The sequence below is a fragment of the Staphylococcus sp. HMSC034G07 genome (assembly GCF_001835975.1).
Classification (GTDB): Bacteria; Bacillota; Bacilli; order Staphylococcales; family Staphylococcaceae; genus Staphylococcus; species Staphylococcus ureilyticus.
Window position 1 is genome coordinate 285990 of record NZ_KV826609.1, and the last position, 24564, is coordinate 310553.

The window sequence follows — 24564 nt, forward strand, 5'->3', positions numbered from 1 at the left end:
TAGGTAGGTAATAAATAACTGTAGGGTTTTTAATATTAAAAAAGCACTGCAAAAAGTATCTTAAAATACTTTTACAGTGCAGTTCATTAATTATAATCATGTTCTTTTAAATCAATGTCTTCGAGTTTAACAATTTTAGTTTGTCGCAATAATTTATGGACAAAATATATGATGGCTAAAATGATCATTGGCGATAGGTTTCTAATTAAGACACTAATGTCGCCTGCTAAAATTGCACCAATTGAATTTCCGATGAATAAGAATAATAACGCAATGATAACTATGATTGGCCCTAAGGGATAAAAGGGAGCTTTATAAGGTAGCACTTCATCAGGGTTCTTGTTTTGTTTTTTTATCGCAGACCGCAGTCGGATTTGTGCTACGATACTAGAAGCCCAAACAACGATGACTAAAGAACCAATAATATTTAATAATGAAAAGACGATATCTGATTTAAACTGAGCGATTATAATTATTAATAAAACGATCATAAAAGTTACGAACAATGATACCAAAGGTAACTTTGTAGTTTTATTTAATTTACTCAAAAATCTAGGTGCTTGTTTATCTTCAGCCATTGAGAACAACATTCTACTTGTAGTATAAATACCTGAATTTGCAGCAGATAATAATGAAGTTAAAATAACAGCATTAATAACAGATGCAGCAAATGCAATACCTACACGATCAAAAACGATTGTAAAAGGACTCTGTGAGACAGATTCACTTTTGTTTAATAACAATGGATCTGTGTAAGGAATGATTGCTGAAATAACGGCGATTGATAAAACATAGAACAATAATATTCTCCAAAATACTTGTTTAATTGCTTTTGGCATGGATTGACTTGGATTTGAAGATTCTCCAGCTGTTACGGCTACGACTTCAGTACCGCCGACAGAGAATCCAGCGACAAGTAAAACACCAAGGAAGCCAGAGATACCTCCTACAAAAGGAGCTTCTCCTGTTACGTAGTTACCTAAACCATATGTCTTTCCACCTAAGATACCAATAATCGTTAATACACCAATAACGATGAAAATAATTATTGTTGCAACTTTGATAAGAGATAACCAGAACTCTGTTTCACCAAAAGCTTTTACAGAAAAAATATTAAGTAAGAAAAGTATAGCAAGGAAGATAATACTCCAAGTAACTGGGCTGAAAAATTGGAAGAAATCCCAATAATAAATTACACTTGAAGAAATAATAATATCAACACTTGTAACTAATAGCCAAATTGCCCAATATAGCCACCCCATGGTGAAGCCTAGGGAACTATCAACAAAACGGGTTGAATAAGAACTAAAAGAACCAGATACAGGGTAAAAGGTAGCAAGTTCACCAATTGAAGACATTAAGAAATATAACATTACACCAATAATCAAGTAAGCTAATATTGCACCACCTGGTCCAGCTTGTGATATTACACTTCCAGTAGCTACAAACAAGCCTGTGCCAATTGCACCGCCAATTGCTATCATAGAAATGTGTCTTGAATTTAGACCACGATTCATATTGTTTTGTGCCATAATACAGTCTCCTATAGTCTATTGAATTTTAAATATATTCTTCATTTTAATGGTTTTATGATTTAAGAGCAATGCTTTTTATGACTTTAAAGCCATAAAATGTTCAAATATTTTGAAAATTGTTATTTTATACATGTATTGTGAGTTGCTTTTACAAATATTATAGATTAAAATAAGTACTAGGTAATAATTATTATTAATAAGAAAAAAGCGGGGGAAATATTATGAGTAACAAGAAAAAATTGACGAGCTTATTTGGCGCACCAGTTTCAGATAGAGAAAATAGTATGACAGCAGGCCCTAGAGGTCCATTATTAATGCAAGATTGGTACTTTTTAGAGCAAATGGCTCATTTTGATAGAGAAGTTATACCTGAAAGACGTATGCATGCAAAAGGTTCAGGTGCATTTGGTACATTTACAGTTACAAATGATATTACACAATATACATCAGCAAGCATTTTTTCTGAAGTTGGTAAACAGACGGAAATGTTTGCACGTTTTTCAACTGTAGCAGGTGAAAGAGGTGCGGCTGATGCTGAACGTGATATCCGTGGATTTGCGTTGAAATTTTATACAGATGAAGGAAACTGGGATTTAGTAGGAAACAACACACCAGTATTCTTCTTTAGAGATCCAAAATTATTTGCAAGTCTAAACCACGCTGTAAAACGTGACCCAAGAACAAATATGAGAAGCGCACAAAACAACTGGGATTTCTGGACATCATTGCCTGAAGCATTGCACCAAGTCACAATCTTAATGTCAGACCGTGGTATTCCTAAAGGCTTTAGACATATGCACGGCTTTGGTTCACACACGTACTCAATGTATAACGACAAAGGTGAACGTGTATGGGTAAAATTCCATCACAGAACACAACAAGGTATTGAAAACTTACAACCTGATGAAGCTGCTAATATCATTGCTCATGATAGAGAATCATCACAACGTGATTTATTTGAAGCAATTGAGAATAAAGATTATCCAAAATGGAAATTATATATACAAGTAATGACAGAAGAACAAGCTAGAAATCATAAAGATAATCCATTTGATTTAACTAAAGTTTGGTATAAAGGCGATTACCCACTTATTGAAGTTGGGGAATGGGAACTTAACCGTAATCCAGATAACTATTTCCAAGATGTTGAACAGGCTGCTTTTGCACCAACAAATATTGTACCTGGTATAGATTTCTCTCCAGACAGAATGTTACAAGGTAGATTATTCTCATACGGTGATGCGCAACGTTATAGATTAGGTGTGAACCATTGGCAAATCCCAGTTAACCAACCTAAAGGTGTAGGCATTGAAAATATTTGCCCATTCAGTCGTGATGGTCAAATGAGAATTCTTGATAATAATCAAGGTGGCGGTACACACTACTATCCAAATAGTGATGGCTCATTTGAAGATCAACCTGAATTTAAAAAACCTGGGCTTAAAGTTGAAGGAGAAGCTTATGAATATGATTTCAGAGAAGACGATGATAACTACTTCGAACAACCAGGTCGTTTATTCAGATTACAATCAAAAGAACAACAAGAACGTATTTTTGAAAATACAGCCAATGAAATGCAAGGTACTACTTTAGAGGTTCAACATCGTCATATTCGTCACTGCTATAAAGCGGATAGCGAGTATGGTAAAGGTGTTGCGAAAGCACTAGGCATTGACATTAATGATGTAGACCTAGAAATTGCAGATTAATAAGTGTATTTTGTTATACATGCATAACCATGTTTCATTTGCGTATAGAATGATATGAAAACAGTTCATTTATTCTAAATATTTGAGTTATCTGTAATGCGTATATGATATTAAACGGATGATTTTTTACAATATAAAGTAAAAAATCATCCGTTTTTATATTTCGTGCTGAATTATTAAGTATGATTTAATTTTTAAGTTGATCCATTTATAAAAAAGCTTACAAAGTTGGAGAATTGTAAGCTATTAAAGAATTGTTTAATTAACGCTAACAACATAATGTTCGACTGAAGGATAAGTAATTTTATGGCACAGTCATTAAAAATCTTTATCGTGTTTTTATACCTAAGAAGTTTTGTGAATAGAAATGCATTTTCCCACAATTATTACACAATAAAGTTATCATAGGTGTTGGATCATTTCCTAAAGAAGCAGTTAACAATGGTAGAAAATAATGTCCATCTAGTATTTCAATATTTGGATGTTCACAGTTACATACGCTTTTATCTTTTGTTTTCTCCGTTATTGAATTGATTATGTGCTTTTTTTGATTATCAGTAATATGACGATTTTCCATATAAAACGCCTCCATATTTTTTAATATACGATTTCATTATAAGGCTTGGGGACCATGATTAATAGACGCTTAACTTATTTAAAAGTGTTAATTAAACACTTTATTGTTAAATAACTATTAAAATTGGTGAATAAATTATAATTTGTAATAAGCGATAGTAATTTTGTGTATTTAAAGTTTTAAATCACCATTATTTCAATGAATATTGAAACTAATAAAATGACTATATAATAAAAAACGTCAATTCTATTGTAATGAAATAGAATTGACGTTTACGCTAAGTCCGAGATGTTTTATCCCAGACAATTAGCTTGAAGTGTCGTATTAAAAAGATAATGAAAGCACAGAATTATTTTGTTTCACGATGTAATGTGTATTTATTTAATCGTGGACAGAACTTTTTAAGTTCAATTCGTTCTGGATTATTACGCTTGTTTTTAGTGCTAATATAATTACGATCACCACATTCAGTACAAGCTAATGTTATATTTACGCGCAAAGTTAACACCTCTTTCTTAACAGGAATCATTACGTTTTAAAATATTACCATATTCTATTATTAATTTCAATAAGATTTAATTTTGAAAAGTGTATAGTTAATTATATTTTAAATTGATAATTATTATTTGGATTTTAATCATTTAATTATTTTAGTTTGATAAATGAATAGAATGTGTTATTATACAAAACGTAATTATTACGATTTAAAAGGAGAGAATATTATGGCTAAAAAATCCAAAATTGCTAAGGAACAAAAGAGAGAACGCTTAGTAGCACAATATTACGAATTGAGAAAAGCATTGAAAGAGCAAGGAGATTATGAAGCATTACGCAAATTACCTAGAGATGCTTCACCGACAAGACTGACACGCAGATGCAAAGTAACTGGCCGTCCAAGAGGGGTGCTCAGAAAGTTTGAAATGTCACGTATTGCATTTAGAGAACATGCGCATAAAGGTCAAATACCAGGCGTAAAAAAATCAAGTTGGTAATTTCAGACTTTAGTTCATTTACATTTAAGGTAAAAGCATGTATATTAACTATTGGTAAAGATAAATTAAATGTCATTGTTCGGAAATAACTATCGTATGTATAAGTATTTTCAGTTATAGTTATGAATTTCATTTGAAAATCTTACCTTTAAATACTATTTTATTAATAAATGTTAGGGGTTTATTTAATTATGAAGATATTTGATTACGAAGATATACAGCTTATTCCAAATAAATGTATTGTAAATAGTCGTTCAGAATGTGATACTACTGTGAAATTTGGACCAAAATCATTTAAATTGCCAGTGGTACCTGCAAACATGCAAACAGTAATGAATGAGACATTAGCAGAATGGTTCGCTGAAAATGATTACTTCTATATTATGCATAGATTTGATGAAGAAGCGCGTATACCATTTGTTAAGAAAATGCATGATAAAGGATTATTTGCTTCAATCTCAGTTGGTATCAAAGAGCGTGAATTTGATTTTGTTGAAAAATTAGCACATGAGAATGTGATTCCTGAATATATAACAATTGATATCGCTCATGGTCATTCAGATGCTGTCATTAATATGATTAAACATATTAAAAAGCACATACCTGAAGCATTTGTTATCGCTGGTAACGTTGGTACTCCGGAAGGCGTACGTGAACTGGAAAATGCTGGTGCAGACGCAACTAAGGTTGGTATTGGACCAGGTCGTGTTTGTATTACAAAAATTAAAACAGGTTTTGGCACAGGTGGTTGGCAATTAGCCGCGTTGAACCATTGTAGTAAAGCTGCACGAAAACCAATAATAGCTGACGGAGGAATCAGAACTCACGGTGATATTGCTAAATCAATTCGTTTTGGTGCATCAATGGTTATGGTAGGATCACTGTTTGCTGCACATGAAGAATCACCTGGTGAAACCGTTGAATTAGATGGAAAAATGTATAAAGAATATTTTGGTAGTGCGTCAGAATTCCAAAAGGGTGAACACAAAAATGTTGAAGGCAAAAAAATGTTTGTTGAGCATAAAGGTTTATTGAAAGACACATTAATTGAAATGCAACAAGATTTACAAAGTTCTATTTCATATGCAGGTGGCAATGATTTAAATTCATTAACTAAAGTTGATTATGTTATAGTAAGAAACTCAATCTTTAATGGAGATAGAGACTAATAAACTAGTGGGTGTAAAAAATTAAACGATTTTTATTATATATAATTGTATTTCTTTGTATTGTTTTAATTACTCCAATCAAAGCATTTACACCTTTAGAAAATTTACAGCAACAATTTAAAGCAAAAGTAGATAGTTGGTCTTCTTCTGAACAGTCACAAACTGAAAATGCTTTAAAAGTACCTGATGAGCAAGAATTTGCTTTGAATAACATTCAAATGAATATGTCAAAGGATGAAGTTGAAACAAAACTAGGTAAGGCAAAACGTGTTACTTCAAATGAATATGGTACGCAATGGTATACTTACTATTCGGAGAATTATAAGCGTTTTATTATGGTAAGTTATATTAAAGGTAAAGTGAACGGACTATACAGTAATCAAAATGTTATTTCTTCAAAATCTAAAATCAAATACAATACTCCTAAAGATATAGTTAGAGAACGATTAGGTGATCCGATAACTGCAAAACGCAAAGGTCATTTAAGTATAGACGTTCGCGATAATGAATTTGACAATTTTAAAAAAGACAACATTTACACAACTGCTTTTTATGACAAACATAATGACAATAATCTTACTGCGCTACTATTAGTAAGTGAAAAAATGGAGAATAGACTTCAAAATCAATATGCAACACCATCGCGTAATTTAGCAAAAGGTTTTGAACTGCAAAACCTTGATTTGGTCAATGCTGAAAGAGTACAACATGGGTTAAATACGTTAGATTATTCGACGGCTATCTCTGATACAGCACGTAAACACAGCACTGATATGGCTGAGAATAATTATTTTGACCATAATAATCAATCTGGTGATTCACCATTTGATAGATTAGAACAAGATGGCCATGATTTTAATGCAGCTGGCGAGAATTTAGCTTATGGTCAACCAAGTAGTATTTATGCTCATCAAGGATTGATGAACTCTTTAGGCCATAGAAAAAATATCCTTAAAGATGAATTTAGTACGTTAGGTGTCGGTGTTGATTTTAATGAACACAAACAACCTTATTGGACTGAAAATTATACGGGATAGTGTTTATACATTGTTGAAAAGGGTATCTGTATTCTGTGAGGATGAGGTATTATGACAACAAATAAAAAAGCTCAAACAGAAGATATACTAGAAAAAGTAAAAGATGTTTTGGAAAAAAATGACAATAAATAAGAGGCTACGCTTAGAGCGTAGCCTCTTATTTATTGAGAGTGTCTTTATCTATAAAATTAAATTTCTCTAAATAGGCCGACAACTTTACCCAACACAGCAACTTGATCTAAATAGATTGGCGACATTGTACTGTTTTCCGGCTGTAAACGGTAACGTGTTTTTTCTTTGTAAAAACGTTTGACTGTAGCTTCATTCTCTTCTGTCATGGCTACAATAATATCACCATTTTCAGCAATCGTTTGGCTTCTTACGATAACTTTATCTCCATCCAATATTCCAGCTTCAATCATGCTATCACCAACAACATTTAAGATGAAAATATCACTGTTATGTGTAGATGTAAAGTGCTCAGGTAACGGAAAATACTCTTCAACATTTTCGACAGCAGTGATAGGTATACCTGCTGTTACTTTACCGATGACTGGCACGTGGATTGTGGATTCCATGTTTACAGTTTCACCTAATTGTTCGGTAACGATTTCGATTGCACGTGGTTTAGTTGGATCTCTTTTTATATAACCCTTTTCTTCTAATCTAGAAAGATGTCCGTGCACAGTTGAACTTGATGCTAAACCAACAGCTTCACCAATCTCTCGAACACTTGGCGGATAACCCTTTGAATGAACAGTATGCTTAATATATTCAAAAATTTCATTTTGTCGCTTAGTTAATTCTCTCATAATAGGCACTCCCTACGTTAATTTATTTTTATTATAGCATGTATTATTAACGTTTACAAACGTTTGTTCGTTTTCGTATTGACAGAGAACAGATGTTCTGATAAAGTATAGCTACAAACAAACGTTCCTAGGAGTGACTTATATGTTTAAACTATATATATATCAAATCAAACCTTATATTGCAGTATTGTTAGCTACAATGGTTTTATGTACTGTATTCATATTGACTGCTTATTATAATACCGAATCAGAACAGACGTACGAAATGACAGATCATCAAATGACAAATGTTTCTACAAAAGACGAACAGTATCAAATGAACTCAGATGAAAAAAGCGAACGGACACTTAATCAATTTTTAGCTAAAGCCAAATAAAATATTAAGCCACTTTTATTGTGAAAGTGAATTTGCTTAGGAAAATGATAAAATAAGCGTAACTATTTAGTTTCGCTTATTTTTTTGTTATATTTTCTATATTATGAATTACGGAGGTTTATTATGGCGAAAAATGATGCCGTAGATATTAAGCGTATAAATGAGTTAGCAAAAAAGAAAAAGGAACAAGGGTTAACTGAATCTGAATCAAAAGAGCAATCGAAATTAAGGAAGGCATATTTAGATTCTTTCCGAAAAAGCTTTAAAAAACAAATTGAAAGTACAAGAGTCATTGATCCCGAGGGCAATGATGTAACACCTGAAAAGGTGAAAAAAATATTAGATTCTAAAGATAAAAAAGATAATAACTAAATCAATTTTTTGTTAAATAAATACTAAATAAGGTATAATAGTACTGAAACTTGCTATAAGAAAGGAAGTCATTTAGATGAATAAAGAAAAAGATCAATTAGCAATAGATACGATAAGAGCTTTAAGTATCGATGCTGTTGAGCAAGCAAACTCAGGTCACCCTGGATTACCAATGGGAGCTGCTCCAATGGCATATACATTATGGACACGCCACTTAAATTTCAACCCCCAATCAAAAGATTTCTTTGATAGAGATCGTTTTGTATTATCTGCAGGGCATGGTTCTGCGTTGCTTTATAGTTTATTACATGTTTCAGGTAGTTTAGAATTGGATGAATTAAAACAATTTAGACAATGGGGTTCAAAAACTCCAGGTCATCCAGAGTTTAGACATACAGATGGTGTTGAAGTAACAACTGGACCATTAGGACAAGGTTTTGCTATGTCTGTAGGTATGGCAATGGCTGAAAAACATCTTGCTGGTAAGTTTAATAAAGAAGACGCTAACGTAGTAGACCACCATACTTATGTGATAGCTTCTGATGGGGATTTAATGGAAGGTATTTCGCATGAAGCTGCATCATTAGCTGGTCATAACCAATTAGATAAGCTTATCGTGTTATATGATTCAAATGACATTTCTTTAGACGGTGATTTAAACAAAGCATTTTCTGAAGATGTTAAAACACGCTTTGAATCATATGGTTGGGAACATATTTTAGTTAAAGATGGTAATGATATAGATGCTATCGATAATGCTATTAAAGAAGCTAAAGCTTCTGATGTACCAACAATTATCGAAGTAAAAACAATCATAGGTTACGGCGCACCAAACAAACAAGCTTCTCATGGTGTACACGGAGCTCCATTAGGTGAAGAAGAAAGAAAATTAGCATTAGAAAACTATGGTTTGGATCCTGAAAAACGCTTTAACGTACCTGATGAAGTATATGAAATTTTCCAACAAACAATGTTGAAACGTGCTAATGAAAAAGAAGAAAGCTGGAATAAACTTGTTGAAACATACAATGAAAAATATCCAGAATTAGCAGAATCATTTAAGTTAGCAATCAGTGGTGAATTACCAACGAACTACTCTGATGAATTGCCAGAATTTGAAGCAGGACATAGTGGTGCTTCACGTGCAGATTCTGGTGAAGTCATTCAAGCACTTAGTAAAACAGTGCCTTCATTCTTTGGTGGCTCAGCTGACTTAGCAGGTTCAAATAAATCAAACGTTAAAGATGCGGTTGATTTTGATAAAGATACACCTGAAGGTAAAAATATCTGGTTTGGTGTACGTGAATTTGCAATGGGTGCTGCAGTGAATGGTATGGCAGCTCATGGTGGTTTACACCCATATGGAGCAACTTTCTTCGTCTTTAGTGACTATTTAAAACCAGCACTTCGTTTATCAGCAATCATGGGATTAAATTCAACGTTTATTTTTACACATGATTCAATTGCTGTTGGTGAAGATGGTCCTACACATGAACCTATCGAACAATTAGCTGGTTTACGTGCAATTCCAAACATGAATGTTATTCGTCCAGCAGACGGTAATGAAACACGTGTAGCTTGGGAAGTAGCGATGGAATCAGAAAGTACGCCTACATCTTTAGTACTAACGCGTCAAAACCTAACAACAATGGATTTACCTAAAGAAACTGTTGAAGAAGGTGTACGTAAAGGTGCTTATGTGGTGTTTGAATCAGATAAAGATCCAGAGTTCTTATTATTAGCTACAGGTTCAGAAGTTAATTTAGCTATTGAAGCTGCTAAAGATTTAGAAGGACAAGGTAAAGGTGTACGTGTTGTATCAATGCCTAACTGGCATGCATTTGATCAACAATCAGATGAATATAAAGCATCAATATTACCATCTTCAATTACAAAACGTATAGCTATAGAAATGGCATCATCATTAGGTTGGCATAAATATGTAGGTACTGAAGGTAAAGTTATTGGTATTGATGGATTTGGTGCAAGTGCGCCTGGTGATTTAGTAGTTGAAAAATATGGTTTCACTAAAGAAAACGTCCTAAATCAAATTCAATCGTTCTAATCATTTGTATAAAAGATAGCTAATATTTTGGTATGAGAGCATTTGTTCTCATACCAATTTTTATTTATAAATAAAAATTGGATTATATTTACAAACTGAAATTATAATTGATATAATACATAAGGTTGGAAATATAAATGAATTGAGTCACTCTTGAAAAGGAGTGCTTATTTTAGTAAAATGCATTAGGATAGGAAAGTGGGTGAAACAATGGCAACTTGGTTAGCAATTTTATTAATCGTGTTAGCACTTATTCTAGGACTAGTCGGTGGATTTTTCCTTGCGAGAAAATATATGATGGATTATTTGAAAAAGAACCCGCCAATTAATGAAGAAATGCTACGAATGATGATGATGCAGATGGGTCAAAAACCATCTCAAAAGAAAATAAATCAAATGATGACAATGATGAATAAAAATCAAGACGACGCATTCAAGAAGAAGAAATAACGTCTTGTGAAAAGCTGATGATTACTACCTACTAGTAAATCGTCAGTTTTTTTGGTTTGAACAAATACCTATTATATTTAAAAAATGAGAATATAATCCAGGTTCGGTCATATAAATGTGATGCTACTTAATTTTGTTATTTGCAAATCATACTTTAATGATTTGAAATTTTATAGATGGATTAAGTTTTTTAAATGGGTATTAAAATAATTAAAGTGATAGTGAATGTAATTTATTTTTTAAATATTCAGTAAATATTTGATTGTAAAATCATATTTGTTATAATTTGTATATATAAGGGAGGTATTAATAAGTGAAGAGTGCTTATGACATGGAAGATAAAGAAGTTTTAGATCGACTAGCAAATATGCATATTAACTTTTCTACTGATGAAGCTTTCAAAGAATATCACAATGCGATGCAAATGCATGATATGAATTATCTTAGATATACTTTAGAAAATGCATTGTCAGCTTGTGATACAACACGCGCTATTTAAATAGCAATGAATAAGATAAGTCTGAAACAAGGCTTATTTTATTTTGAGTAATTTTCTATCAATACCTCCCGACGTTGGCATTAATCATTTGATATATACATAATTGAATTTTGAAATCTACAAATAAGGCTAAATAACATGTTATACAGACCAAATGGAACATATTAAAATTACTGAATGTTAAATAGTAAAATGATATACTATTTTAGGTGGAGATTTAGTCAGTAACATAAAGAAGGTGTAAGCATGTTATATTTAGTTTTTTCTATAGTCGTAGCTTTTTTAATGGGTATTGGGGTAATCGTTGTAAGAATGAAGGCGCAACAATATCCAGTAAATGAAAAGAAAATTATTTTACCGCCGTTTTTTATGGCAACAGGTGCATTAATGTATGTTGTTCCTTATTTCAGGTTAACAGGTATGGAAATAATAGAATGCATTATATTAGGCGTGCTTTTCTCAACGATATTGATTTGGACGTCTCGTTTTGAGACATACGGTAGTGAAATATATATGAAGCGATCTAAAGCTTTTCCTATTATCTTAATTTCTCTATTGTTGATTAGAACGATTATAAAAATATTTATTAGTAATAAAATAGATCCAGGTGAAATTGCTGGCATGTTTTTCTTACTAGCATTTTGTATGATTGTACCTTGGAGATTGGCTATGTTATATCAATATAAAAAAGTTAAGAAAACATTAATTAAATAAGCGAAATATGTAATAATACTAGTGTAATTGAATATGCTTGATACAAAAGGCTACTAAATTTCCTTAAAAATCACGGAATTTAAGTAGCCTGTTTTATATTTTGAGAAATTACTTGAGTATTAAGTTGGAGTATTATATCATAAAATCGAACGGATGTTCTATTAGGAGTGATAGAATGAAAATTATACATACAGCTGATTGGCATTTAGGTAGGATTTTGAATGGAAAATCTTTACTGGAAGACCAATCACATATATTAAACCAATTTATAGATAAAATGAACGACGAAAAACCAGACATAATCGTAATAGCAGGTGATTTATACGATACAAGTTATCCGAACAAAGCAGCAATTCAGTTATTAGAAAATACAATTAATACGTTAAATTTAGAAATGAACATTCCTTTAGTGATTATAAGTGGAAATCACGACAGTAAAGAACGGTTAAATTATGGCTCAAAGTGGTTTGAAAAATCTCAACTTTATATTAGAACCTCATTAGAAGATATGTGTTATCCTATTTCGATTGGAAATATTGATTTTTATACATTACCATTTTCTACTGTGAATGAAACAAGTTATTTTTTTAATGATAAAACGATTGAAACGCATCAACAAGCCGTGAATAAATCAATAGAATTTATAACGCAGAATATAAATGAAAATAAAGTGAATATGCTGGTAGGACATCTCACAGTCCAAGGTGGTATTCGCAGCGAATCTGAAAGAGCATTGACAATTGGCACTGTTGAATCAGTTGCAGAAAATTCATTCCAACAATTTGATGCAGTATTGTTAGGGCATTTACATCATCCATTTAGTATAAATTCGGATGTTATTCATTATAGTGGTTCTTTATTACAATATTCTTTTTCAGAAGCTACACAACCTAAAGGTTATAGGGTAATTGAAGTGATAGATCATAAATTAAAAAATGAATTTAAACCATTAACACCTTTAAGACAATTAGAAGTCATTGAAGGGGACTACGAAGATGCTATCCAAGAAAAATTAGACATAAAAGATAAAAACAATTATTTACATTTTAAACTAAAACACATGTCACATGTTAGTGATCCTATGATGCATTTGAAACAAATTTATCCAAACACGTTGTCACTTACCAATAGTTCGTTTGAATTTAATACCTCGTTACATCATGAAAATATAGAAATACAAAAATTAGATGATAAAACAATCATTAATAAATTTTTTGAAAATATGACGGATGAAACATTAACGAGCGTTCAAAATAATAAAATTGGTAAAGTTTTAAATCATTTACTTGAAGGAGATCAGACTAAATGAGACCTTTAACTTTAAAATTAACTAATTTCGGCCCTTTTTTAGATGAAACAATTGATTTTCAACAAGTAAACAATGATCAATTGTTTTTAATTAGCGGAAAAACGGGATCAGGGAAAACGATGATATTTGATGCTATTGTGTTCGCTTTATTTGGTGAAGCATCGACAAAAGATAGAAACGAAGGGGATTTACGTAGTCACTTTGCAGATGCTAAATTACCAATGGTCGTTGAGTTCGAGTTTAAATTGAGAGATAGTATTTATAAAATTAATCGACAAGGTGCATTTGTAAAAGAAGGCAATAAAAATAAAACACTTGGACAACTTTCGATTTATCAACTTGAAGATACATATGAATTACGTGAAAGTAAAGTGAATGCTGGAAATCAATTTATTAGATCGTTACTTGGAGTTAATTCGGAACAGTTTAGACAATTATTTATCCTTCCTCAGGGTGAATTTAAACGTTTCTTATTATCTAAAAGTATAGAAAAACAAGAAATACTAAGAACATTGTTTAATAGTCAAAGATTTGAAGAAATACAAAAATTGTTAAATGATGATGTTAAAGAGGTAAGGGCGAATATTGAAAAGCGATATCATACACTTGAAACGGATTGGATGGATTTGGATACTTTTGATGATAGTGTGTTAAAAGAATATAAAGAAGTTAGTTCAAGACAAACTGATAAAATTAAAGCATTAATACCACAATTCAAAAGTATAGGCGATTCTATTCAAAATGATTTATTAGCAGCTGAAAAAAGAAGTATTGAAAAATTTGAGCAAGCTGAAAATTTATTAAATCGTAATTTAAAACTTCAAGATGCTATGACAAGTCTTGAACAAAATAAGCAAAAGCAAGAAGATTTGTTATCCAATGAAAATCATATAAAAAATCAAATAAAACTATTAAATGAGATCAATGAGGTAAGACCACTTTCTAATTTACTTGATTCAAAAGAGAAACTTTTAAAAAAGCACGAAGAGATAAAAAAAGATAAAACAGAAACAAAAGCAGTCATTTCAAATTTACAAAGACAATTAGAAGACTACGAGAAACAATTTGAAAAACATCAGAAACTATCTGAAACAATAGAGAAATCGAAATCATTTATAGAAAATTCTAAAATATTTTACAATAAATTTGATAAGTATAAAGATATATATCAACAAAGAGAAAATTTAAATTACACATATGTCGAGTTAAAATCAACGTATGAGCAACAAAAACAACTACTTAATCAATATATTGAAAAATTAAATGACAGAGAACCAGATTATAAAAGAAATGAACAACTTAATGAAAAAATACATCAGTTGGATTATGAAATTAAGGTTAACAAACAAAATGAGTTGAATAAAAACGAATATCAAGACTTGCAAAAGCGACAAACTAACATAACAAACCAAACTGAACATATTAATTCTGAAATGCGTGCATTAGACGCTAAATATGAAGCAATCGATAAAACTAATATAGATTTAAATAATAAACAAGATATGATATCTAAGTTACAATCAGTGCTAGCTATAGGTGATACTTGCCCACTTTGTGGCAATGAAATTCATGAAATTGAACATCATATAGATTTTGATGAACTTACCAAAAGACATAGTCAGCTTGATCATATAGAACAACAACGTCTAAAATTAAAAGAGCAAAAAATTAAATATGAAAGTGAATGGCATCACATTTCAGAACAGTTACATAGATTTAACTTAGATGATTTAGAAAAAACAAATTATACTGAGCTAGAATTAACTAAAGATAACTTATTAAAAGAAAAAAGATTGCTAGAAGAGGAAAATGAAGTAATTAGAAACCTTCAAGAGAAAATTTTTAATCTAAGGCAGAAAGCACATGAGTTAGAATTGGATTTAAAAACGCAACAATTCAAATTAGATGAAAATACATTGATGATAAATGATTTTGAAAATACAACACAATATACAGACGTGGATAAATTTATTACTGCTTATGACAATTCATTAGTGAAAGTCAATGATTATCAAAAGCAATATGAATGGTTAGTACAGCAACTTCAAGAATCTAAAAACGCATTGTCACTAGAAATGAATAACAAAGCACATCTTGACAATACTGAAGAGAGTTTGCAAAAGGATATTAAAGAAGCGGACCATAAAATCAACAATGAAATGAATAGAATTGGCTTTACATCATTAAAAGATGTAGAACACACGATTAATGAAATTCCTAATAAAACGAAAATAGAAGCAGAAATCAACAAATTTAATCAAGAGAAACAACAATTTGAGATTATCATCAAACAGCTGGAAACAGAAATTAATGACCAAGAATTATGTGATGTTAATCAATTAAAAAAAGATTATGAGCAGGAAAAAATACAACTAGATCATGCCAAAGCGATGTTAAGTAAACATAATTATAAACTTGAGTTTAACAACAATAAAATTGATAATATTTATGCTATTATAAATCATTTAGAAAAAGAACTACAAGAACAACAAGAAGTTTTTCAATTAGCAGAAGTTTTATCTGGGAAAAATGAACAAAAATTAACTTTAGAAAATTTTGTTTTAATTTATTATTTAGAACGTATACTTGCGCATGCGAACCAACGCTTATCATTGATGACAGGTGAAAGGTATCAATTAGTTAGAAGGGAACAAACTTCAAAAGGGTATAGTGGCTTAGAAATAGATGTATTTGATTCTCACTCTAATAAGAAAAGACATATTACTTCGTTATCAGGAGGAGAAACCTTCCAGGCATCCTTAGCGCTGGCTTTAGGTCTGAGTGAAGTAGTACAACAGGAATCTGGTGGCATTGCATTAGATTCGATGTTTATAGACGAAGGATTTGGTACTTTAGATCAGGAGACCCTAGAAACTGCTTTGGATACACTACTTAGTTTAAAATCTTCTGGAAGAATGGTTGGAATTATTTCTCATGTTAGTGAATTAAAGCAACGTATTCCACTTATTTTAGAAGTGCAGACAGAACAATACCAAAGTAAAACAAAGTTTATAAAACAATAAAAGCATAAAAGCAGTGAATTACTTTATGAACAGTAATTCACTGTTTTTAATCTTAAAGAAATGGGTATATAAGGGCATTGAAGATGGTTATTTAAATAATTTCATTTTAAAATAAACTTAATGAAAGTTTATACATGGATGATATGTTGATTTAGGTTATAAGTTTAGTTTAATCATCTATTAATAATATGCAAAGGCCTTGTTTTTTATTGAGAATAGCTTAGACAAATAGCGCTAAATTTAAAACTAGGGGTGAAGTATTTGTAACAAAGAGTCTTATTATAAAAAGGAAATAGCAACAAGTTAGCTCGTCTTATGAATTAAAGGTAGAATGTCCAAATAACAAAATAATCCCGTAAATGAATGTCGAAAATTCATTTACGGGATTATAGTTTAAGGAATTTTATCCTAATTTCTTACAAAAATACGAGCGTACTAAATAATATTTCGTGTTAACGTTTATTGTTTGTCACGTAATAAATCACGAATTTCTGTTAATAGTACTGTGTTTTCTTCAATTTCTTCTTCTTCTTGTTTAATCAATGTATTTGCAATTTTAACAAATATAAATAGTGCGAATGCAATAATAATAAAGTCAATAATCGATTGTACAAACATACCATATTTGATACCCATGAAGGACCAACTTTTGGCAAAATCAACGGTACCGAAGATTAAACCGATTAATGGCATGATAATATATGAAACCAAAGCTGTTACAATTTTGTTGAAAGCTGCACCCATAACTACAGCTACTGCTAAATCTAAGACATTCCCTTTCAATGCAAAATCTTTAAATTCTTGTAGCATATTATTAACCTCTCTTAATTAAATATATTTAATATAAATGTTATTATACAATATTTATTAAATTATGAAAATACTTTTTAAAAGTGAATTTGATATTAACATAGATGTTTGTTATTCTTATGAATGGTTAAACTAAAAAATAGAAATAAATTTATTTTTGCAAATTTCTATTTAGATTTAAAAATTTAATATGAATATGAAAGGGAGTAATTAATTGTGAATTCTTCTGAAAATCAACCAAACGGTAAGAAGATATCCCCAGTATTTATTTATAGTGCGATTATTGTTGGTATCGTTGTTTTAATCGGGGCAATTGTTCCAGAACAATTTGACAATGTTACTAACACAATTAAGCTATGGATTACAGATAAATTGGGTTGGTATTACTTAATTCTTACAACGTTTATTGTTTTCTTCTGTATTTTCCTAATTTTTAGTCCTATTGGAAAATTAAAGCTCGGTAAACCAAATGATAAACCAGAGTTTAATACGATATCTTGGTTTGCGATGCTATTCAGTGCTGGTATGGGGATAGGACTTGTGTTCTACGGTGCTGCTGAACCTATGGCAGATTTTGCTGCACCGCCAAATGCGGAACCTAAAACTACTGCAGCATATACTGAAGCATTACGTTCTACGTTTTTCCATTGGGGATTCCATGCGTGGTCTATTTATGGTGTGGTTGCATTAGCACTTGCTTACGCTCAGTTTAGAAAAGGAGAACCAGGACTTATCTCAAGAACGTTACGCCCTATCTTAGGCAATAAAGTAGAAGGTCCAATTGGAACGATCATTGACGTGTTAGCAGTATTTGCAACAGTTGTCGGTGTTGCTGTTTCGTTAGGTATGGGTGCACTACAAATCAATGGTGGTTTGAATTACCTATTTGGTGTACCAAATACTATTTGGGTACAAGCAATCATTATTGTGATCGTTACGATTCTATTTATTATGAGTGCATGGTCAGGTTTAAGTAGAGGTATCCAATACTTAAGTAATTTAAATATTAGCTTGGGTGCGGTCTTAATGATTGCAGTTTTAATTATTGGACCAACTGTGTTGATATTAAATATGATGACAAGTTCAACAGGTAGTTTATTAAATTCATTCCTATTTAATACTTTTGATACAGCAGCTCAAAACCCACAAAAACGTGAATGGATGTCTAGCTGGACACTTTACTATTGGGGCTGGTGGTTAAGTTGGAGTCCATTCGTAGGTATCTTTATAGCACGTGTTTCTAAAGGTCGTTCAGTACGTGAATTTATTGCTGGTGTACTTTTAGTACCTGCTTTAGTAAGTTTTGTATGGTTCAGCGTATTTGGTGTATTAGGTATTGAAACTGGTAAGAAAAATCCAGAACTATTTAATATGACTGCAGAAACACAACTATTTGGTGTGTTTAATGAAATACCATTTGGAATTATATTGTCGTTGATAGCACTAGTACTCATTGCATCATTCTTTATTACATCTGCCGACTCTGCAACATTTGTATTAGGTATGCAAACGACATTTGGTTCATTAGAACCTTCAAATGTTGTTAAAGTGACTTGGGGTATTGCTCAGTCATTAATTGCTTTCGTATTACTATTTGCAGGTGGAGGAAATGGTGCAGATGCGTTGAATGCAATTCAAAGTGCTGCGATAATTAGTGCGTTACCATTCTCCTTTGTAGTTATAATGATGATGATTTCTTTCTACAAGGATGCAAATAAGGAACGTAAATTCTTAGGCTTAACTTTAACGCCTAACAAACACAGATTACAAGATTATGTACAATATCAACAAGAAGATTTTGAAGATGATATAATTAATAGAAGAGCGCCGTTAAGAGACGCTGAAAAATCTGAAAAATAGTCTTAAAAACTGAGGGCCAACATAGGCTCTCAGTTTTTTGTATATATACTAATTGCTCTAAATTAATGATAATGATTCTCAATTAATAATAATAACTTATTACACGATACACTTGCGATAAGTTTTGCTTATACATGCTGATTGTAAATTCAAATCTAAATTATAGAGGTTTATAATGTTAGGTAGTTGTTTTAAGTTACATATAATTATACAATTTAATTAACGGCATATATTTACTAAAATTTTCAAGGGGGATTTATATGGCTTCTAATTTAAAAGAGCAAGCGAAAAAGTCATTCGAGCTAAATGGGAAATCATACACATACTATGATTTAAAAACTTTAGAAGAACAAGGTTTAACAAAGATATCCAAATTACCATATTCGATTAGAGTTTTACTAGAATCTGAATTGAGACAAGAAGATGGATTTGTTATTTCTGAAGAGCACATCAAAGCATTGTCAGAATTCAATAAAGGTACAGAAGGTGAAGTACCTTTCAAACCATCTCGTGTAATTTTACAAGATTTCACTGGTGTACCTGCAGTTGTTGACCTAGCGTCATTACGTAAAGCTATGAATGATGTTGGGGGAGACTTAAACAAAATCAACCCTGAAGTGCCAGTAGATTTAGTTATCGATCACTCAGTTCAAGTAGATAGCTATGCGAATCCAGACGCACTAGAAAGAAATATGAAATTAGAATTTGAAAGAAACTATGAACGTTATCAATTCTTAAATTGGGCTACTAAAGCATTTGATAACTATAGTGCAGTTCCACCAGCAACTGGTATTGTACACCAAGTTAACTTAGAGTACTTAGCAAACGTTGTTCACGCACGTGAAGTAGACGGAGAAACAGTTGCTTTTCCAGATACTTTAGTAGGTACTGACTCACATACAACTATGATTAATGGTCTAGGTGTATTAGGTTGGGGTGTAGGTGGTATTGAAGCCGAAGCTGGTATGCTTGGTCAACCTTCATACTTCCCAATTCCTGAAGTGATTGGTGTTAGATTATCCAATGCGTTACCTCAAGGTGCTACTGCAACAGATTTAGCATTACGTGTAACACAAGAATTACGTAAAAAAGGCGTTGTTGGTAAATTTGTTGAGTTCTTTGGTCCAGGTGTAGAACATCTACCATTAGCAGATAGAGCTACAATTGCAAATATGGCGCCTGAATATGGTGCAACTTGTGGCTTCTTCCCTGTAGATGAAGAATCTTTAAAATATTTACGTTTAACTGGTCGTTCAGACGAACAAATTGAATTAGTTAAAACATATTTAGAAGAAAACAATATGTTCTTTACTGCTGATAAAGATGAACCAGATTATACAGACGTTGTTGAATTAGACTTAGCTACAGTTGAAGCTTCACTTTCAGGTCCAAAACGTCCACAAGATTTAATCTTCTTAAGTGATATGAAAGAAGAATTTGAAAAATCTGTTACTGCACCAGCTGGTAACCAAGGTCATGGTTTTGATGAGAGTGAATTTGATAAAACAGCAACAATTGAATTTAAAGATGGTTCTAAAACACAAATGACTACAGGTGACCTTGCTATTGCAGCAATTACATCTTGTACAAATACGTCAAATCCATATGTTATGTTAGGTGCAGGTTTGGTAGCTAAGAATGCAGTAGAAAAAGGCTTGAAAGTACCTGAATATGTTAAAACATCATTAGCGCCAGGTTCTAAAGTTGTTACTGGTTATTTAAGAGATTCTGGTCTGCAAGAATATTTAGATGACTTAGGATTTAATTTAGTAGGTTATGGTTGTACGACATGTATCGGTAACTCAGGACCATTATTAGAAGAAATCGAAAAAGCGATTGCTGAAGAAGATTTACTTGTGACTTCTGTTTTATCAGGTAACCGTAACTTTGAAGGACGTATTCATCCATTAGTAAAAGCGAACTATTTAGCATCACCTCAATTAGTAGTTGCATACGCACTTGCTGGTACAGTCGATATTGATTTACAAAATGAACCTTTAGGTAAAGGTAAAAATGGAGAAGATATCTACTTGAAAGATATTTGGCCAACAATTAAAGAAGTCGCAGATACTGTAGACAGTGTTGTTACTCCTGAATTGTTTAAAGAAGAATATGAAACTGTTTATAATAATAATGAAATGTGGAATGAAATCGATGTAACAGACCAACCGTTATATGATTTCGATCCAGAGTCAACTTATATTCAAAATCCATCATTCTTCCAAAACTTATCTAAAGAACCTGATGATATTAAATCATTAAATAATTTACGTATTATGGGTAAATTTGGAGATTCAGTTACGACTGACCATATTTCTCCAGCAGGTGCTATCGGTAAAGATACACCAGCAGGTAAATATTTATTAGATCATGACGTACCTATTCGTCAATTTAACTCTTATGGTTCTCGCCGTGGTAACCATGAGGTAATGGTTCGTGGTACTTTTGCTAATATTCGTATTAAAAACCAATTAGCACCAGGTACAGAAGGTGGTTTCACAACTTATTGGCCTACTGGTGAACAAATGCCTATATATGATGCAGCGATGAAATATAAAGAAGATGGCACTGGTTTAGTAGTATTAGCTGGTAATGATTACGGAATGGGCTCTTCTCGTGACTGGGCAGCTAAAGGTACAAATTTACTAGGTGTTAAAACTGTAATCGCTCAGAGTTATGAACGTATTCACCGTTCTAACTTAGTTATGATGGGTGTGTTACCTTTACAGTTTAAAGATGGCGAATCTGCTGATAGTTTAGGCTTAGATGGTACAGAAACGATTTCAGTAGATATCGATGAAAGTGTAAAACCACATGATTTAGTAAAAGTAACTGCTGAAAAAGAGAATGGAGAAGTTATTGACTTCGAAGCAGTTGCACGTTTCGACTCACATGTAGAAATTGATTACTATCGTAATGGCGGTATTTTACAATTAGTATTAAGAAATAAATTAGCAAATTAACTGTTCATTATGAATATAGTTAAGGCTGAGACAATATTTTGTGTCTCAGCCTTTATTTTAATTTGCGAACGTTGAATAGATTTTTTAAACGTTAGCGTTTTATCTTTAGCTCGGTGAGTCTATAATCAACGAATTTTAAAATGTGATTTCTGCCTTGCATTCTTTTTTATGTTAATATTTATATATAAGTACTACGAACAATTGAAAAGAGGACGTTTATAATGATTTATAGTATTACAGAAATTCCTTCACGTTATGCAGAAACAGATCAAATGGGTGTGATTTATCACGGTAATTATCCAACATGGTTTGAGGTTGCACGTACAGATTATATATCAAAATTAGGTTTTAGCTATAAAGCTATGGAAGAATCTGGTATTATTTCACCGGTTACAGATTTAGATATTAAGTATATAAAAACAATACAGTATCCTGAAACTGTGAAAATTAAGACATGGGTTGAAAAATATACGCGTTTAAGATCAATTTATCGTTATGAAGTATATAACGAAGTAGGTGATTTAGCGACTACTGGTTCAACTGTTTTGACTTGTATTAGAAAGGATAACTTTAAGCCTATTAGATTGGATAGATATTTTCCTGAATGGCATGCAATGTATGCCGATGTAGATAAAAGAAATCAAGCAGGAGAAACATTTGAAGTGAAAAATGGCATACTTTAATATAGTTGTAGTTAAATGTATAAATGCATAATTAAGTGTATGCGTATGTATTTATATACAATGATTGATTTGCAATGTGTTTTTGAAATGTACACAAGATTATCAAAATGATAAATAAAAAGAGCCTGGAATGGAACCAGGCTCTTTTTAAGTATATATTTATATATGAATGATCAATTGTGTTATGTGAATTGAGTTCTATTATTATTTAGCAGAATATGAAATTTCATCGACACTATCATTGACGTCTATGAATAAATCATGGTCTTCAAAATACCATAAGTCTTTTTCTGCAATTACTACATCTAAGCCGTCAAAATGATTTTCGTAACCAATTTCTACATCATCTTTTTGATCAACACTGAATGCAGGGCTAAATCCTTGTTTTAATTGGAATTCTCCACCATAGCGAACGAAAAATTGTAAGACTTTGTTATCTTCAGGTAAATCAAGTTCATCTTTAAACCAAGATACAGCGTTATCTGAAAGTTTTATATCCATAATAAAAGTCCCCTCTCATTTCACAAGTTTTAAACTTGTGACCATTGGTTACTAATTTTTAAATTAGTACTATATCTATTACCCAAATTTGAGTAACAATAAAAGTATTATAACATAATTAAGTATTATTTTCTTTAAATTCAAATTGTTCAATATGTTTTAGGGTGAGGGCAAAGAATTTTTAAAAATGTTGTGAATTAGTGTGACATAATTAAGACTATTATAATATTCTGAAGTGTATATTGTTATTTTAGTGAATAAAAAAATAGTGAAACAGAAGTCTATGTTAAAGATTTCTGTTTCACTATGTTGGGAAACTGGCTAATAAACAAGTTTTTGTGTTGTCGTTTTCTATTAGCCAAATATTCGTTTCTACTTTTCAATAGTTGAGACATAAGAATATCTCAGACTGAGCAATGTTTGCTATTTTTTTTATTGATTGCTAATGACTTTTGTAATAGTTACATCCATTTAATTTTTGGCTCTTCGCCTTTAAAAATCCTCACGATATTTGTTCGATGTCTAAATATTAATAAGACGCCTACACCGAAACTCACGACTAATAAGATATAATCACGAATTAACAGCGCACCGATAACACAACAGATTGATGCTATGATACTCGAAAGTGATACATACTTTGTTAAATAAAGTATGCCAAAGAAAATCGCTGCTAAAATGAGTAATAGTAGAGGATTGATTCCAAGTATCACACCTGCACTTGTGGCAACTGCTTTTCCACCTTTAAATCCAAGGTAAATTGGATACACATGGCCTAGAATTGCAAATGCGCCTACGATGAGTCCATTTGTGAAAAATGTACTAATAGCACCATCTGCATGTACTGGTAACCAAAGTGGTAAGAATACAACAATAAATCCTTTAAATATATCTAAAAATGTAACTAGGAATCCTGCAGGTTTACCTAACACTCTAAAACTATTTGTTGCTCCTGTATTCCCACTACCAAATTGTCTAATATCTTTTTTGAAAAATAATTTACCTATTACATAGCCACTTGGGAAAGCACCAATGAGATAACTTAAAATTAACATGATTATTATCATCACCATACATAATCCACATCCTTTAATGACATTAAAATTAT

Annotated in this window: 22 protein-coding genes; 15 read left to right on the forward strand and 7 right to left on the reverse strand. The window is 31.6% G+C overall.

Annotated features, from left to right (window positions below; genetic code table 11):
* Positions 1 to 86 precede the first annotated feature (86 nt).
* Positions 87 to 1532: an amino acid permease gene (locus tag HMPREF2586_RS09390; protein ID WP_046208572.1), complete on the reverse strand. Its 1446-nt coding sequence runs from the start codon at positions 1530 to 1532 to the stop codon at positions 87 to 89.
* 224 nt (positions 1533 to 1756) lie between these two features.
* Here HMPREF2586_RS09390 and HMPREF2586_RS09395 point away from each other — a divergent pair, with 224 nt between their 5' ends.
* The gene (locus HMPREF2586_RS09395; protein ID WP_046208571.1) at positions 1757 to 3244 is read left to right on the forward strand and encodes a catalase; all 1488 of its coding nucleotides are present in this window, start codon (positions 1757 to 1759) and stop codon (positions 3242 to 3244) included.
* Between the two features lie 328 nt (positions 3245 to 3572).
* Here the strand turns inward: HMPREF2586_RS09395 and HMPREF2586_RS09400 are convergent, their stop codons facing one another.
* Together HMPREF2586_RS09400 and rpmG are read right to left on the reverse strand one after the other, a co-directional pair.
* The gene (locus tag HMPREF2586_RS09400) at positions 3573 to 3821 is read right to left on the reverse strand and encodes a hypothetical protein (RefSeq protein ID WP_046208570.1); all 249 of its coding nucleotides are present in this window, start codon (positions 3819 to 3821) and stop codon (positions 3573 to 3575) included.
* A gap of 349 nt (positions 3822 to 4170) precedes the next feature.
* Positions 4171 to 4320, reverse strand: a complete 150-nt coding sequence (gene rpmG / locus HMPREF2586_RS09405) for a 50S ribosomal protein L33 (RefSeq protein ID WP_017724369.1) — start codon at positions 4318 to 4320, stop codon at positions 4171 to 4173.
* Positions 4321 to 4543: 223 nt separating this feature from the next.
* Here rpmG and rpsN point away from each other — a divergent pair, with 223 nt between their 5' ends.
* The 3 genes from rpsN to HMPREF2586_RS09420 all read left to right on the forward strand — a co-directional run bounded on the left by rpsN (position 4544) and on the right by HMPREF2586_RS09420 (position 7019).
* On the forward strand, positions 4544 to 4813 hold the full coding sequence (gene rpsN / locus HMPREF2586_RS09410) for a 30S ribosomal protein S14 (RefSeq protein ID WP_046208569.1): 270 nt from the start codon (positions 4544 to 4546) through the stop codon (positions 4811 to 4813).
* A 191-nt stretch (positions 4814 to 5004) separates the two neighbouring features.
* Entirely contained in the window at positions 5005 to 5982 is a 978-nt protein-coding gene (gene guaC, locus HMPREF2586_RS09415; RefSeq protein ID WP_070658475.1) for a GMP reductase, read from the forward strand.
* A 20-nt stretch (positions 5983 to 6002) separates the two neighbouring features.
* Positions 6003 to 7019, forward strand: a complete 1017-nt coding sequence (locus tag HMPREF2586_RS09420) for a CAP domain-containing protein (RefSeq protein ID WP_070658477.1) — start codon at positions 6003 to 6005, stop codon at positions 7017 to 7019.
* A gap of 188 nt (positions 7020 to 7207) precedes the next feature.
* Here the strand turns inward: HMPREF2586_RS09420 and lexA are convergent, their stop codons facing one another.
* Positions 7208 to 7831, reverse strand: coding sequence for a transcriptional repressor LexA (gene lexA / locus HMPREF2586_RS09425; RefSeq protein WP_064209003.1), 624 nt, complete (start codon positions 7829 to 7831; stop codon positions 7208 to 7210).
* Positions 7832 to 7973: 142 nt separating this feature from the next.
* Here lexA and sosA point away from each other — a divergent pair, with 142 nt between their 5' ends.
* The 8 genes from sosA to sbcC all read left to right on the forward strand — a co-directional run bounded on the left by sosA (position 7974) and on the right by sbcC (position 16639).
* Positions 7974 to 8207, forward strand: a complete 234-nt coding sequence (gene sosA, locus HMPREF2586_RS09430; protein WP_064209002.1) for a DNA damage-induced cell division inhibitor SosA — start codon at positions 7974 to 7976, stop codon at positions 8205 to 8207.
* 123 nt (positions 8208 to 8330) lie between these two features.
* Positions 8331 to 8579 carry a DUF896 domain-containing protein gene (locus HMPREF2586_RS09435; RefSeq protein WP_046208564.1) on the forward strand — a complete coding sequence of 83 codons (249 nt, stop codon included), beginning with the start codon at positions 8331 to 8333 and terminating at the stop codon, positions 8577 to 8579.
* Between the two features lie 76 nt (positions 8580 to 8655).
* A complete protein-coding gene (gene tkt, locus HMPREF2586_RS09440; protein ID WP_070658478.1) occupies positions 8656 to 10644 on the forward strand; it encodes a transketolase in 1989 nt (662 codons plus the stop codon).
* 210 nt (positions 10645 to 10854) lie between these two features.
* On the forward strand, positions 10855 to 11094 hold the full coding sequence (locus HMPREF2586_RS09445) for a YneF family protein (protein WP_019467986.1): 240 nt from the start codon (positions 10855 to 10857) through the stop codon (positions 11092 to 11094).
* Positions 11095 to 11407: 313 nt separating this feature from the next.
* A complete protein-coding gene (locus HMPREF2586_RS09450; RefSeq protein ID WP_046208562.1) occupies positions 11408 to 11593 on the forward strand; it encodes a hypothetical protein in 186 nt (61 codons plus the stop codon).
* A gap of 246 nt (positions 11594 to 11839) precedes the next feature.
* Complete coding sequence (locus tag HMPREF2586_RS09455; protein WP_046208561.1) at positions 11840 to 12307, forward strand: CcdC family protein; 468 nt, start codon at positions 11840 to 11842, stop codon at positions 12305 to 12307.
* A gap of 175 nt (positions 12308 to 12482) precedes the next feature.
* Complete coding sequence (gene sbcD, locus HMPREF2586_RS09460; protein ID WP_070812725.1) at positions 12483 to 13616, forward strand: exonuclease subunit SbcD; 1134 nt, start codon at positions 12483 to 12485, stop codon at positions 13614 to 13616.
* Positions 13613 to 16639, forward strand: a complete 3027-nt coding sequence (gene sbcC / locus HMPREF2586_RS09465; protein ID WP_070658480.1) for an exonuclease subunit SbcC — start codon at positions 13613 to 13615, stop codon at positions 16637 to 16639. The genes sbcD and sbcC overlap by 4 nt, the downstream gene beginning before the upstream one ends.
* Positions 16640 to 17098: 459 nt before the next feature.
* Here sbcC and mscL read toward each other — a convergent pair whose 3' ends face one another.
* On the reverse strand, positions 17099 to 17449 hold the full coding sequence (mscL, locus tag HMPREF2586_RS09470) for a large conductance mechanosensitive channel protein MscL (RefSeq protein ID WP_046208558.1): 351 nt from the start codon (positions 17447 to 17449) through the stop codon (positions 17099 to 17101).
* A gap of 216 nt (positions 17450 to 17665) precedes the next feature.
* Here mscL and HMPREF2586_RS09475 point away from each other — a divergent pair, with 216 nt between their 5' ends.
* From HMPREF2586_RS09475 to menI, 3 genes are all read left to right on the forward strand, one after another.
* Positions 17666 to 19309 (forward strand): BCCT family transporter, encoded by a 1644-nt coding sequence (locus HMPREF2586_RS09475; RefSeq protein ID WP_371090931.1) that lies wholly within the window; start codon positions 17666 to 17668, stop codon positions 19307 to 19309.
* A gap of 260 nt (positions 19310 to 19569) precedes the next feature.
* Positions 19570 to 22272 carry an aconitate hydratase AcnA gene (gene acnA / locus HMPREF2586_RS09480; protein WP_046208556.1) on the forward strand — a complete coding sequence of 901 codons (2703 nt, stop codon included), beginning with the start codon at positions 19570 to 19572 and terminating at the stop codon, positions 22270 to 22272.
* Positions 22273 to 22493: 221 nt separating this feature from the next.
* Positions 22494 to 22955, forward strand: coding sequence for a 1,4-dihydroxy-2-naphthoyl-CoA hydrolase MenI (menI, locus tag HMPREF2586_RS09485; RefSeq protein WP_046208555.1), 462 nt, complete (start codon positions 22494 to 22496; stop codon positions 22953 to 22955).
* A gap of 204 nt (positions 22956 to 23159) precedes the next feature.
* Here menI and HMPREF2586_RS09490 read toward each other — a convergent pair whose 3' ends face one another.
* Together HMPREF2586_RS09490 and plsY are read right to left on the reverse strand one after the other, a co-directional pair.
* Positions 23160 to 23456, reverse strand: a complete 297-nt coding sequence (locus HMPREF2586_RS09490; protein WP_046208554.1) for a HesB/YadR/YfhF family protein — start codon at positions 23454 to 23456, stop codon at positions 23160 to 23162.
* A 461-nt stretch (positions 23457 to 23917) separates the two neighbouring features.
* Positions 23918 to 24526 (reverse strand): glycerol-3-phosphate 1-O-acyltransferase PlsY, encoded by a 609-nt coding sequence (gene plsY / locus HMPREF2586_RS09495; RefSeq protein ID WP_046208729.1) that lies wholly within the window; start codon positions 24524 to 24526, stop codon positions 23918 to 23920.
* Between the last annotated feature and the right edge of the window lie 38 nt (positions 24527 to 24564).